At 25.4% G+C, this 13,322-nt stretch carries 20 protein-coding genes and 1 pseudogene; 2 read left to right on the top strand and 19 right to left on the bottom strand.

What is annotated here, in order from left to right:
• From AAHM88_RS01200 to AAHM88_RS01220, 5 genes are all read right to left on the bottom strand, one after another.
• Positions 1–879, bottom strand: coding sequence for a deoxyribonuclease IV (locus AAHM88_RS01200; protein WP_342262981.1), 879 nt, complete (start codon positions 877–879; stop codon positions 1–3).
• A 93-nt stretch (positions 880–972) separates the two neighbouring features.
• Positions 973–2,253 (bottom strand): DEAD/DEAH box helicase, encoded by a 1,281-nt coding sequence (locus AAHM88_RS01205; RefSeq protein WP_342262982.1) that lies wholly within the window; start codon positions 2,251–2,253, stop codon positions 973–975.
• Positions 2,254–2,546: 293 nt separating this feature from the next.
• Positions 2,547–2,984: a hypothetical protein gene (locus tag AAHM88_RS01210; RefSeq protein WP_342262983.1), complete on the bottom strand. Its 438-nt coding sequence runs from the start codon at positions 2,982–2,984 to the stop codon at positions 2,547–2,549.
• Positions 2,956–3,255 carry a UPF0236 family transposase-like protein gene (locus AAHM88_RS01215; protein WP_342262984.1) on the bottom strand — a complete coding sequence of 100 codons (300 nt, stop codon included), beginning with the start codon at positions 3,253–3,255 and terminating at the stop codon, positions 2,956–2,958. The genes AAHM88_RS01210 and AAHM88_RS01215 overlap by 29 nt, the downstream gene beginning before the upstream one ends.
• A 31-nt stretch (positions 3,256–3,286) precedes the next feature.
• Complete coding sequence (locus tag AAHM88_RS01220; protein ID WP_342262985.1) at positions 3,287–3,931, bottom strand: UPF0236 family transposase-like protein; 645 nt, start codon at positions 3,929–3,931, stop codon at positions 3,287–3,289.
• Between the two features lie 283 nt (positions 3,932–4,214).
• Between AAHM88_RS01220 and AAHM88_RS01225 the strand changes: the two genes are divergently transcribed.
• Together AAHM88_RS01225 and AAHM88_RS07450 are read left to right on the top strand one after the other, a co-directional pair.
• Positions 4,215–5,480, top strand: a complete 1,266-nt coding sequence (locus AAHM88_RS01225) for a hypothetical protein (RefSeq protein ID WP_342262986.1) — start codon at positions 4,215–4,217, stop codon at positions 5,478–5,480.
• 141 nt (positions 5,481–5,621) lie between these two features.
• Positions 5,622–5,786 (top strand): annotated as a pseudogene (locus tag AAHM88_RS07450) (IS256 family transposase); the annotation flags it as partial.
• 47 nt (positions 5,787–5,833) lie between these two features.
• On the opposite strand, the gene AAHM88_RS01230 reads toward AAHM88_RS07450, so the two are convergent.
• From AAHM88_RS01230 to rpsO, 14 genes are all read right to left on the bottom strand, one after another.
• A complete protein-coding gene (locus AAHM88_RS01230) occupies positions 5,834–6,322 on the bottom strand; it encodes a hypothetical protein (protein WP_342262987.1) in 489 nt (162 codons plus the stop codon).
• A gap of 14 nt (positions 6,323–6,336) precedes the next feature.
• On the bottom strand, positions 6,337–6,609 hold the full coding sequence (locus AAHM88_RS01235; protein WP_342262988.1) for a hypothetical protein: 273 nt from the start codon (positions 6,607–6,609) through the stop codon (positions 6,337–6,339).
• A 108-nt stretch (positions 6,610–6,717) separates the two neighbouring features.
• Entirely contained in the window at positions 6,718–6,948 is a 231-nt protein-coding gene (locus tag AAHM88_RS01240) for a hypothetical protein (protein ID WP_342262989.1), read from the bottom strand.
• Between the two features lie 3 nt (positions 6,949–6,951).
• Positions 6,952–7,113 carry a hypothetical protein gene (locus AAHM88_RS01245; protein ID WP_338981383.1) on the bottom strand — a complete coding sequence of 54 codons (162 nt, stop codon included), beginning with the start codon at positions 7,111–7,113 and terminating at the stop codon, positions 6,952–6,954.
• Between the two features lie 44 nt (positions 7,114–7,157).
• A complete protein-coding gene (locus tag AAHM88_RS01250; protein WP_342224234.1) occupies positions 7,158–7,334 on the bottom strand; it encodes a hypothetical protein in 177 nt (58 codons plus the stop codon).
• Between the two features lie 121 nt (positions 7,335–7,455).
• Positions 7,456–7,659 (bottom strand): hypothetical protein, encoded by a 204-nt coding sequence (locus AAHM88_RS01255; RefSeq protein ID WP_342262990.1) that lies wholly within the window; start codon positions 7,657–7,659, stop codon positions 7,456–7,458.
• Between the two features lie 558 nt (positions 7,660–8,217).
• A complete protein-coding gene (locus tag AAHM88_RS01260) occupies positions 8,218–8,637 on the bottom strand; it encodes a Vmc-like lipoprotein signal peptide domain-containing protein (RefSeq protein ID WP_342262991.1) in 420 nt (139 codons plus the stop codon).
• Between the two features lie 336 nt (positions 8,638–8,973).
• Entirely contained in the window at positions 8,974–9,228 is a 255-nt protein-coding gene (locus AAHM88_RS01265; protein ID WP_342262992.1) for a hypothetical protein, read from the bottom strand.
• A 32-nt stretch (positions 9,229–9,260) separates the two neighbouring features.
• On the bottom strand, positions 9,261–10,217 hold the full coding sequence (locus tag AAHM88_RS01270) for an L-lactate dehydrogenase (RefSeq protein ID WP_346350466.1): 957 nt from the start codon (positions 10,215–10,217) through the stop codon (positions 9,261–9,263).
• Positions 10,218–10,261: 44 nt separating this feature from the next.
• Positions 10,262–11,320, bottom strand: a complete 1,059-nt coding sequence (locus AAHM88_RS01275; protein WP_342262994.1) for a Xaa-Pro peptidase family protein — start codon at positions 11,318–11,320, stop codon at positions 10,262–10,264.
• Between the two features lie 50 nt (positions 11,321–11,370).
• Positions 11,371–11,520 (bottom strand): 50S ribosomal protein L33, encoded by a 150-nt coding sequence (gene rpmG / locus AAHM88_RS01280; RefSeq protein ID WP_215826806.1) that lies wholly within the window; start codon positions 11,518–11,520, stop codon positions 11,371–11,373.
• Positions 11,521–11,681: 161 nt separating this feature from the next.
• Positions 11,682–12,311, bottom strand: a complete 630-nt coding sequence (locus AAHM88_RS01285; RefSeq protein WP_342262995.1) for a chromate transporter — start codon at positions 12,309–12,311, stop codon at positions 11,682–11,684.
• Positions 12,311–12,937 carry a chromate transporter gene (locus AAHM88_RS01290; RefSeq protein ID WP_342262996.1) on the bottom strand — a complete coding sequence of 209 codons (627 nt, stop codon included), beginning with the start codon at positions 12,935–12,937 and terminating at the stop codon, positions 12,311–12,313. The genes AAHM88_RS01285 and AAHM88_RS01290 overlap by 1 nt, the downstream gene beginning before the upstream one ends.
• A 74-nt stretch (positions 12,938–13,011) precedes the next feature.
• Positions 13,012–13,281 carry a 30S ribosomal protein S15 gene (gene rpsO / locus AAHM88_RS01295; RefSeq protein WP_215826852.1) on the bottom strand — a complete coding sequence of 90 codons (270 nt, stop codon included), beginning with the start codon at positions 13,279–13,281 and terminating at the stop codon, positions 13,012–13,014.
• Between the last annotated feature and the right edge of the window lie 41 nt (positions 13,282–13,322).

Consider the following 13,322-nt stretch of genomic DNA (forward strand, 5'->3'; position numbering starts at 1 on the left):
TTAACGATTTAAAAAATTATTAAATTGTTTATTTTTAAGCATTATAATTTCTTCCTTATATGGTGGTTCAGAATTATTTCAAGGAGTTTCTAAAATTTTAATTATATTAGCAAATTTAGGATGATAAAGAATACTACACAAACTATCAAACCCTAAATTACCATAACCAATATTCTCGTGGCGGTCTTTATGGGAACCTTTAATATTTTTAGAATCATTAAGATGAATAACAAATAATTTATCCAAACCAATTATCTTATCAAATTCTTCAATAACTTGTTCTAAATTATTAACTAAATCATAACCCGCATCATTCAAATGACAAGTATCCCAACAAACACCAACTAAATGTGAATATTTAACACCCCGAATAATTGTTTGTAATTGCAAAAAATTAATTCCTAATTCACTACCTTTACCTGACATTGTTTCTAAAGCAATTTTAATATTTTGATTAGGTTCCAACACTTCATTTAACCCATCAATAATATATTGTAAACCAATACTAGCATCAGCACCAACACTACTTCCAGGATGCAATACGATATATTTAGCACCAATTGCTAAAGAACGATTGATTTCTGTTTTTAAAAACTCCTTAGCTAGCAGATAAGTATTAGGATTAATACTATTAGCTAAATTAATAATATAGGGTGCATGAATAATAACATTATTAATATCTAAATTATGGTTTTCTAATCCTCGTTTAAATTCATTAATTTTTAACTGGTCTAAGGGTTTTCTTCTTGTATTTTGAGGGGCTCCTGTATAAAACATCATAGCATTAGCTCCATAACTAATAGCCTCATTTAATGCTCCTACTAGATAATCAGGATTTTTCATTGATACATGACAACCTAATATTAATTTATTTTTCATCAACATAATCACCTTTATATTTTAAGTTATATGCAAATTATACTATAAATTATTTTCTTATCTTACATAAAATAAGAAGTAAGGCGAATAACCTTACTTCTTAAAACTTTTCTTACGATATTTTTGAATAACTTTTTTAACTTCTTCTTTTCTTTGTTTTTTATAACCTGGTTTAATTGGTTGAGAATGATACTTGGAGATAACTTTTTGTAAATCATTTACTGACGCTTGGGGAATATTTTTAATAACCTTCTTTGCTGGTTTCTTAACTTTTTCATTTCATAATGTAAAATTAATTCCCTTTTTAGTTAAATATGCAATTCCCTCTTCATCTGACGAATCATAAAATAAATAAGAATATCCATGATATTTTCCTCTACCTGTTCTTCCTGCACGATGAAAATAATATGTTAAATCATACGGTAAATTTAATGAAATAACATGTGAAACTCCTGGTAAATCAATACCTCTTGAAGCAATATCAGAGCAAACAACAAATTTAAATTCAAGATTATTAATTCGTTTTAGCATTTTAATGCGTTCACGCGATTTTAAACTACTATGAATTTGTCCGACTTTAATATTTTGTTCTTGTAACAAATCAAGAACTTGGTCCATATCTTCTTTTTTATTAACAAAAATTAAACATAAAAATGGATCAACTGTTGTTAAAAGATTTTTCAAAATTTCAATCCGATTACGATATCGGGTTTTAACTAAAAAATGTTCAATATTTGTTTGAATTTTATAATCACTTAAATCAAAAATTGTCGTATTTTTTAAATATTTCTTTAAAAAATTTTGTAATTCATTATTAATAGTTGCTGAAAATACCATAAATTGTGTATTTGAAGCAAGTTTCGATAATAAAAAATCTACTTCATTAACAAAATCTAAATCAAAAACCATATCTACTTCATCCAAAACAACCATCTTACTAGTAGTTAAAGCTAACGCTTGTTCATCAATCATTCGCTTTAATCTTGTTGGTGTTCCAATAACTAAATGCGGATAATTAGTATTAAACTTTTGCTTTTGTTGCTCTAAATCTTGACCACCAATTAAATTAGCAATTTTCAAATTAGGATTATTTTTAATAAATTTTTGACTAACATTATATATTTGTACCGCTAACTCTCTTGTTGGTACGATTATAATCGCTTGCGTCTTGTTAATTGTTGGATTAATTTTACTTAAAACTGCTAATAAATAACCAACAGTTTTCCCAGTTCCTGTATTGGCACTAACAATAACATTTTGTCCCTTAACCATTAAAGGCAACATCTTCTTTTGAATATTTGTTGGAGCAACAAATTTTAATGAATCAATTGTTGCTAACACTTCATTACTTAAACCAATATCTTGAAATCTCATTACTACCACCTCTAAATAGTTTTAATAAAAACTATTATTTTTTTTCAAATCAGAAGTAATTATACCACAAAATAAAACCGCAGAGAATTTACTCTACCTACCGGGTCGCGTTTAGTTTTCTTAGGTATTGCTTTGAAGAAGTAAAACAATCAGCTAATTATATTATTTAATTACTAAACTAACCCTGCCTTTCTTGTTGTTGTCATTTTTATTCATTGCTATTTTATCATATTATTGAATTTTTACACAATGAAAAATTATTAATTTTATTAAATTTTAACTAATATTTTTACTTACTTAAATCTACTATATTTATTTGTTACAGCATTACCTTTATAGTTAATTCAACTATCATCATTTTTATTATTATATTTATTTCATAATGAATTTTTATATATTTCTTTTCTGATTTCTATTTCTGAATTAATATTTTCATTAATGTAATGTAATACATTTAATTTGTTTAAATTTGCCATTCTTAAATGTAATAAGTTATTTAAATTCTTATGATTATATATTTTCGCCCCATATCCTAATTGTTGTTTTACCAAATGTGACACATTACTTTCAATGCTACAACCAATATTTCATTCTAAATTTTGATTATGAATACCTTGCTTATTATTACTGAAATAATTACTCGCCTTTCTTAAATTTGTTTTAATATCTTTATTTAATTCATTTTTAGCAATATTACGAATGTTATTTACTAATTCTTGATGATTTTCCATTCGTATATAATTTAATTCAATTATTTAGTGTTACTTTGCGATTTTCAAAAATAATATTAAATGCCGTTTGTTTTAATTTTTTAATAGCGTGATAACCATCTAAAATATATCTAACATTACCAAAGCTATTGGCAATTTCTCTAATTCAAGTAGCACCATCGCCACAAACAATTATTTTGTCATAATTAATATTTACATAATGTTTTTGTAATTCCTTAATTAATAAATCACGATAATCCATCGTATTTATTCGTTTACCAACTTTTAACATTAGAAAATGACCTCGTTTATTTTCTAATTCTCTACGAGCATTTTTGTATTTTTTTTTCTTTATGTCCGGTATGAAAAGTAACTAAACGAATTCTCTGGTCTTGTTTAACTTTTTGATCTAATGTCGCCAAAAATGTTTCATCTAGTTGAATATATAAATCCTTATTTTTGACATCAATTCTAGTTTTAGTTTCTTTTTCTGCAAGTTGAAAATATTCGGCAATATCATATTTATTTAAAATGCTCGAAATACTAGCTTTTGAAATATAACAATGATTTAGAGCATCCAAAACATCACGATAGCGTTTACCATCACCTAAAAGATTTAAAACTTTAAATTGGACATCAAAATAAATGCGTTGTTTGGGCAATAAACCAATTTCTTTATCTAATAAACATACATATTCGAATTTACCTGATTTTTGATTTCAATATTTATATCGGCGTCGTTTAAAAATAACTTCACCAAAAATTGTAATAATTGTTCTTGTTGCAAAATGAACTACTTTATAACCTTGTTTTAACCGATAATGATATTTATATAAGTCTTCATCTAATTTTTCATATTCATTAGCTAATTGTTCACATTTATTAGTGTACATATTTTTATGGGTTGTAAATAGACTTAATCAATGCTTGTTTTCTATGGTTTTTACATTATTATTAATTTCTAACATAAAAAAATAACCTTTCTTGGTAGAGTAATTTTATTCATTTATGATAAAAAGATAGGGAGCATCAAGATTTAATTTAGAAATTAATTTAAAATTTTTATAAGTAAATTGTAAATTTATTAAATTTTTTCATATTTAATGACCTAAAAAAGTAGAAATTCTTATTTGATGATTTATAATTAAATTCCAAAGTAAGAAGACTTTAGACTAAGATTTGGAGAAAGGATGTTAATTATTCAGTAAATTTTATTAATTACTAAAAATTCGTGAAAGGGATTTAATTAATATGAAAAAAATACTTAGTTTATCAAGTGCAATAACAATAGCGGGTGGTGGAATAGCAGGAATTATTGCCAATAGTTCTTATCCAACACAACAAAAATTAGTAGGTACAAGTGCAAGTAGTTTAAGTAGTGTTGTAGTTGTGCCAAGTTCAGTTGTTGCTTGAAGCAACCCAAGTTTCACTACATTTACAGAGGTCACTGGTACAAATGGTCTAATTTCAAGGTTAATAGTAACTCCAAATGGTGATATTTATGCAGGAACTGCTATTAGTAGTTTGGATGGCATTTTTACCGGTAAGGTGTATAAAAAGGATACTAATGAAAATGTTTTTAAAGAAGTTACTGGTACAACTGGTGCAATTGACAGTTTAATGGTAACTCCAAATGGTGATATTTATGCAGGAACTATTATTAGTGCGGGTACAGAAGGAACTACTATCGGTAAGGTGTATAAAAAGGATGCTAATGAAAATGTTTTTAAAGAAGTTACTGGTACAAATGGTGGAATTAAAAATTTAATGGTAACTCCAAATGGTGATATTTATGCAGGAACTTTTACTGGCAGAAAGAGCAGAAATAGTGTTGGTGTTAATGGTAAAGTGTATAAAAAGGATACTAATGAAAATGTTTTTAAAGAAGTTACTGGTACAAGTGGTGAAATTATCAATTTAGTTGTAACTCCAAATGGTGATATTTATGCAGGATCCTTTATTACAGAAGGAACTATTAATACCGGTAAGGTGTATAAAAAGGATGCTAATGAAAATGTTTTTAAAGAAGTTACTGGTACAACTGGTAGAGTTGACAGTTTAATGGTAACTCCAAATGGTGATATTTATGCAGGAACCTTTACTAGTAGTTTGGATGGTATTTTTGCCGGTAAGGTATATAAAAAAGGAAGTTATTCAATAGCAAATGAGACTTTTGAAAAATGATATAAATTTTTAGCACCTGATGAATTAAAAATTGAATTTAATTTTAATACTGTTAATAACATTAACGTTCTTTTTGAAAATGAAAAAAAACAAGAGTTTATAAAAGAATTAAAATTAATAGTTAATAAAATACCAAAATCAGATCATTCTGGAGCCGGGGGTTCAATAACAAAAGAAGATGTAAATACAGTGGCTAATGTTATTTGACAGCATTTTCCTGATTTTCATGAAACATTTGAAAATATGACAAGTTCTCAAAAAATCATTATTAAAACAAATACCATTGGTTATTGAGATGTCAACAGCCCAAATAACAGTATTTATATAAATTAAATTTAGAAGTAATCACTTTAATTGAGATAAGCATAACAAGTTTAATTTCTTGTAAAAAATAAAAAAATATTCAAACCAGTAATTAAATTAAAATTACTGGTTTCTTATTTTGTTAAAATAGAAAAAAATAAAAGTTGCTTAGTTATTAAGAATAAAAAGATTTTCCCTAATCACTCATCAGTTTTTAAAATATTTTATTTAGTATTTCAAAATATGGTTAAGAAATGAAAGATGCCAATTCAAAATTGGGATAGTGCGATTTCACATTTAATGATAAAATTTGAAAACAAAATGAATTTAAGTTAATTACTTAGAGATGCAGTTAATTGTACAATCCCCATTTTACAGTTTAATTATTTTTTTAATTCTGCTTTAAAAGATAGTATTTTTATTGGAGTAGTAATTGTTTCATTAGCAATTTTAACATGAATATTTGAGGCAATAAATTCTGTTTTATCAAACATTTTGTCATTTTTTATTTTAATTTTTAATCTTTTAAGCTCGTTTCATACTATATCATTTTTCTCAAAATATAAACTTTTTAAACCACAATTAGGTCTTCAATTTTCTTCACAACTACTAGTTCCATCATATTTTAATCACTTTGGAATATTAATAATTTCTTCTTCTTTGGTGTTATAAAAATCTATTTCATATTTATCGTTATAGTTATATGTAATTTGAATTTTAACATTTGATAAATTTAACACATAAGCTTCTTTGCTTTTTCTTTTATTTCTAATTAATGAGTTTGTTGGTGCTTCGTAATTATTAATATTTTGGGGAATGGTAAAAATGTTATTCAAACTAATAATTAACACGGTAAATATTTTAATAAACATTTTTATCACTCCTTTTAAAATATTTTATTTTTCATTATTCTTTTAGTTTTAATCTTTTTTAATATAAAACAAATTAAGCAGTTTACTATTTCTGTTATGGTTACTCATACTAATGAATAACCTATAATCATTAACTTGCCAATTGCTCCAAAATTTTTAATAAATTGTTGCAAATTTTCAATATCTGTATGTAATAATAAAACTATACTTAAAGATATGAATATAATGTAATTAAGTATTATTCATCAATATCTTTTTAAAAAATTAATGAATTTGTTTAGCTTCATTTTTTAAGATTCTTTTTGCTTCAATTTTCTGAATAATAAAGCGGATTAATTTTTCAAATTTAATTGCAAAATATATTGCTCCGCCTCATCAAAAAACAAATATTCCCGCTAGCTAAATACTGATATGGTTTTCCAAAGTAGCATTAGAATAAATCAAACTATAATCGCTGTTAAGAATCAAAAGGCAATGTTTGTTATTAAAAGTCAAAGTGTTTCTTGGGTTAAATCAATTTCTTTGCCACCACTAATATGGGCCGGAATAGTTGTAATTTGAATAAATAAATCTCAGAAAGTTTGTTTAATTTGTTCTCAATTAAATTCCTTTAAATTTATTGTCATTTTTTATTTCCCAAAAATCATTTTTATTGGTAAATACATAATTGAAATTAATGCGAAAAGAAAAGTAATGATAATAATTAATCCGGCAATAAACGCAACTTGTGCAGGCATTTTTTCTATTGGAACAAACAGTTTTAAGAATTCCATAATAATTTCTCAAAACATTATTTTTTATTCTCGTTATTTTCTTTTGAATTAGGAGCTTTAACTTATTCTTCAAAGCGAGCAATAAATACTTTTTCGTCTTTTGTAAAATTACCAGTATTATTTTTAATGGCATTTTTATATTTAATTCTAATTTTTATTTTGGCATAAATTTTATAAGCAAAATATGCCAATAGCATTATGCAAATGATAATAAATATTATTCCAATCGCAATATTCATTTTTAAGCTCCTTTAAAATAGTTATAATTTATATCTTTTTTGTTGTTTTCTTTTTCGGCAATGAAAAAACCTAATAATTCTTGTCCTTTAATTAACTTGGTTTCTTTTTGATTAATTAAGATTACTTGATATATTTACTATCTTTTATTATTCCGATGCAGATGGAATTTTCATATTTTCCTTTATAAACAAATCGCTTTGGAAACCAAATGCCGATTTGTTCATTAAATCACGGAATTTTTGGTGCTTTAATAAGCATTGCGTTTTGCGTTTCTTTTAAGAGATATTTTTTAGTATTTAAGAAAATGTTTTCAATGTTTTTCATAGTAAATTACCTTTCTTATTTGTTATAAACTAAGTTATATTAACTAAGTTAGTTAACTTAGTTTTTTAAACACTTATATATCGCAGATTTAAGTGTTTAACAAGCTTTGTTAGTAAATTTTGTTTTTTTAATTAGATAAAGATTTTAACAATTTTAAACTTAGTATGCCCCCTATATATAGAAATTTCTACACTTTAATGTCCGCATCCTACCCTTGGAACTAATTTAATAGCGTGTATATTTTTAGGAAATCCACCCATTCATTTTTTTATTGCAAAATGAAACAAATTGCTATAGCTAATAGGGTGTTATCTATTAACTGGTAAACTTCTTTTGATTATGGCGACCACCCACAATTTATCGTGCTTTAATACATACCAACATTATTAATTCACTTTTATTTAATTTTCAAAGAACAAATTTTTAACACCTTATAAAATAAAAAGACAATCATTGCTGACTGCCTTAATACTTATTCAAATCTTTACCTAACTAACAAAACTTTATGCGTCCTACCTATCGTTCATTAGGAAATCACAATATATTTTTATAAACTAATTAACTAGTTGTTGCAATTGGTAAATTAACTGGTATTAAATTAGTTAATATACCATTTATTTTTCTGTATCCAATAATTCTAATTTTTGCAAATTTTGAAGTTGTTAAATCATAAGGTTGTGTAATGATCTTATCATTTACAAAAATTCAAACTCCGATATCAAAATCATTTTCAGTTAAAGCATTATCAATTTTTGTAAGTTCTTTAAAAACTTGTGGTTTTAATGCATTTTTTACTTCAGTTAAATCAACTTTTAAAGGGTTTTTAGCAATAATCTTTGCTGGTGATTCAATTGAAGTAATACTATAAATTCCTTTTTCAATTTCTTTTGATTTATTGTCATTATTGCAAGAAACAACAATATTTAAAACAGTTACGCTTAAAATGGTTATGCCCAATAAACTAAATAATTTTTTCAATTTTTTACCCTCATTTCTATTTTTTATTAATATAATTGACGTTATATGTATGCAAAGATATTTAAATTAATCAAAAGCAAATTAAACTATCAACACTTCTCTCGCCAAATTTCAGTCTGTTAATCTTTTTAATTTGGAATTTAATTATAAAATATTTCTCAAACTTTTAATAAAAATGATTTTTCTTAACTTCTTTTAAATTTGTTATTTTTGAAATAAAATTAATAAATAGAAAAAACTGTAAAACTTGAAAGTTTTACAGTTTTTATTAAATACTTATTTCAATTAAACTAAATCTCAATTTGCAATTTTTGCAGTCTTATGTTTTTTAAAATTCTATTTATTTTCTCTTCACATATAAATTAAACAATTAGCTGGTTCACCACAAGCACAAGTACCAGCATTTTCTTTATCTTCTTTAAATTCTACTTGCGCATCAAAAAATTCTGAATAACCAGTTTCAATTGATTTATTTGCTAATGGTCCTTTATTAACAGCCATAATAATTGTTTTTCCTTCGCTTAATGCTGATGTAACTAAATCAACATTACCATCAAAGATTTCTACAACATTTTCTAAATTTTTAGGCATTACTATAACTCCTTAAAATTATGTCTTCCTTACTAATTAATAGCTTCAATAGCCACAGTAATGACTTTTCTTAAAGCATCACAAGAACTATTAAATTGTTCTTGTTCTTGTTCACTAATATCCAATTGTACTACTCTTTCAATGCCATTACTTCCTATGACTGCGGGAATACCTGTATAAATATCTTTTTGGTGATATTCACCGTTTAAATAAGCACCAACAGGTAAAATCACTTGTTCATCATTTAAAACTGCTTTAACAATTCTTGCTAAACAAACACCAATTCCATAATGAGTAGCTTTTTTTAGTTTAATTATTTCATAAGCTTTTTGAATAACTAATTTATGAATTGATTTTAATGTTTCATCATTAATCAACTGGTTTTTCTTTAAAGTCATTAAATTTTCAGCACCAACAATTGCTTTGGAATATAATGCAACGGATGAATCACCGTGTTCACCAACAATATATGCGGTCACCGATGTTGGTGAAATTTTAAAATGTTCTCCTAAAGCAAACATTAATCGCGAAGAATCAAGAATTGTTCCTGATCCAAAAATACGATTTGTAGCAAAACCACTAACTTTTTGAGCAACAAATGTTAATACATCAACAGGATTAGAAGCAATAATTACAATACCGCCAAATCCAGAATTTTTAATTTCTTTCATAATATTACTAATTATTTTAGCATTATCAACTACTAAATCTAGTCTTGTTTCATCAGGTTTTTGCGGACGGCCAGCGGTAACGACAATAATATCAGCATCTTTACAATCAAGATATGAACCGTTTGTTACTTTATGAAAGGGTCTTTCTTGTCATGCTAAAGTATCTTCAAAGTCTAATCTATTACCGTGGGCAACATCTTGAAAAGCATCAATTAAAACATATTCTGATGCTAAACCAGTATTAATGCAAGAATACAAGAATGATGAGCCTACTGCTCCACAACCAACTAAAACTATTTTTCTTCTATTATTCAATATTACCTACCTCCTATTAAGTTTATTTTATCATTTTTTAACATAAATTATTTTACAAATATTAAATCTCTTGAAGACTTAGTTAATATTTCATAACCTTTCTTAGTTACTAAAATATCATCTTCAATTCTAACACCACCTAATTGAGGAATATAAATTCCTGGTTCAACAGTAATTACCATTCCTACTTCTAAAATAATATCTGAATTATTGGTTATATATGGATATTCATGAACTTCAATGCCTAAACCATGACCAGTACTATGAGTGAAATATTTACCATAACCTTTTTTAGTAATATATTCACGACATATTTTGTCAATTGTACCTGATGATATTCCAGGAGCAATCGCCTTAATTCCTAAATCTTGAGCTTCTAAAACAATCTTATAAATATCTTCCAATTTTTTATCTAGTTTATTACCAATAACAAAAGTTCTTGTCATATCAGAACACAATCCTTGATAAATAACACCAAAATCACAAGTGATAATTTCATTATTATTTATTACTTTATTAGTAGCCCTACCGTGGGGTAACGACGAACGAACGCCTGATGCTACAATGCAAACAAAACTCGGTTTTTCACCACCAAATTTAAGGAAATTATCAATAATAATTCTTTCTAATCGCTTTTCAGTCATATTAGGTTTTACTTTTTTAATAATTGCTTTAAATGTTTTATCACCGATCTTAGCAGCCTGTTTTAATTTTTTAATTTCATCCTTAGTTTTAATCATACGGATTTTATTTACTAATACAGCTTTTAATGAAACCGTTAATTTTTCACTTCAAGTTGTAAATAAAGCATATGAAGTATATTCGCTTTCAAAACCTAATGTTATAATGTTATGTTTCTTAATTAATTGATTTAATTGTTCATAAATATTTTCCATTAAAATAATGTCATCAATATTTTTTGCCTGCATTTTTCCATCTTCAATATATCGTCCATCTAAAATTAAAAACGACTTTTCTTTAGTAACTAATAAATATCCTGCTGTTGAAGAAAATGTTGTATATCACAAACGATTATAATCAGATGTAATTAATAAAGCATCAACTTTTTGTTCTTTTAATAGTTTTTTAACAATTTTATTTTGCATAATATTTATCCTTTCGTATTAATAAATTAAATATAAAAAAAAGAAAAGGATTATTTCTTTTCTTTATGCATTGTTTTTGCGTTACAACGCGAACAATATTTATTGAATTCTACTCGTTCGGGATGCAACTTTTTATTTTTCTTATCAATATAATTTTCTTCTTTACAAATTTCACAACGTAATGTAATACCTTCACGCATCCTTGTTCCTCCTTTTATACCCAATATGTTAAATTATATAACAAATTACTAACAAATTACTAACAAATTATTAACACATAAAAACTGCAATAATTAATGTCAACACTAAACTGGCAATACTCTTTTGCAATATTAAAAGTTAAATTATGATTATTTATTAACTAATTTTGGACAATAAAATAAAAATATAAGAAACCAAAACCACCAAAAAAAGATATTAATAAAAATAAATTTACTTTAAAACGATACAAGCAAACAAAACTAATAATAAAACTGATTACTAAATAAAGCATTACTTGAATAGTTTTAGTACTTTTTTCATAAATCCATGAAAAATTACTATCTAAAAAAATATTACTAATTAGACCAATAACTACTCAAATTAAAATTGCAATCGTTACTGGTTTCATTATTTTATAAATATTATGAAATAGTTTATTTTTTATATTTTTTCAAGATTTATTATTAGCTCAAATCATAATAAATGCTGCTGGAACAGTCATCAAGATATATGCTACTAAAACTACAATAATAGTAACACCAATATTATGATTAGGTTTAGTTATTATTGTTGCTAAAAATCCTGTAATTTTTGTTGCAAAAGGTCCAGGTGTTGCATTTGTTAAACCAAAAATCGTTTCCAATTCAGGAGAACTAATAAGTAATGTATCACTAACACGATTTAAAATATCTAAAAAATAATACTTAAATAAAGCAAAAAAAGCTTGCCCACCCCCAAAAGTTACTAAACCAATTATTAAAACGCCAATAAAAAATAGCAAAATTAACATTATTTTTTGCCTCGTTTCTTTTTCGGTTTATGCTTTTGTCTTAACCGCAGATAATTATAAAGAATAGTAACCAAACAAGAAATAATAATAACAACTGCCGGAAAGTTTAAATACCACAAATTCAGTTGTCATGTTAAAGCAAGATATCCCACACATAAGAAAATAATCGGAATACTTATAGTTAAAGATAATTCCTTCATACTATTTCTTAACATTTTAAAAATCATTTTCGCTAGCAATGCTAAAATAACTGGTAAGATTGCTAAATTAATATAATATAAATATTTAATATCAATATATTTAAATAGTAAAGTTGCAAGAAAAATAAAAGCAATCATATTAGGCAAGTATGCAACAAACGATGCTAATAGTGCTCCAGTAATACCAGCTATTTTATAACCAACAGAAGCTGATACTTGAAAAATGCTTGGTCCAGGAATAGTATTTGCTAAAATTAATAAATGATTAAATTCATCCTCAGTTATTCATCGCTTTTTAACTACAACTTCATTTTTAATTAAAGGCATTACGGCATTACCGCCACCAAAACCAAAAAAAGATATTTTCAAAAAAACATAAAACAATTGTCAATATAATTGCCATTTTGAATATTTTGTTTTTTTCATCATATCAACCCTTAATATCTTATAAAAAGAAAAAGAATCAGCATCTAATTCTCTTTCTTAATAATTTCAATTTATTATTTTCTTAGTTTTAATTGTTCAATTACTTTACGATAACGATTAATATCATGTTCTTTTAAGTAATCTAACATATTTCGTCTTTGTGATACTTTTCTTACTAAACTTCGTTCAGTAACAACATCTTTACGATGTGTTTTTAAATGTGCAGTTAAATTAGTAATATCCGCTGTTAAAAGTGCTATTTGTACTTCTGCTGAACCCGTATCTTTCTCTTTTCTACCAAATTTAGCAATAATTTGTTTTTTATCCTCAGCTGTAATTGCCATTTAATAAATCCTCCAATAATTATAAACTTAACTAAAACCAA

Origin of the sequence: Spiroplasma endosymbiont of Dromius quadrimaculatus, assembly GCF_964031155.1 — a bacterium.
In the GTDB taxonomy this organism is placed as follows: Bacteria; Bacillota_I; Bacilli_A; order Mycoplasmatales; family Nriv7; genus Nriv7.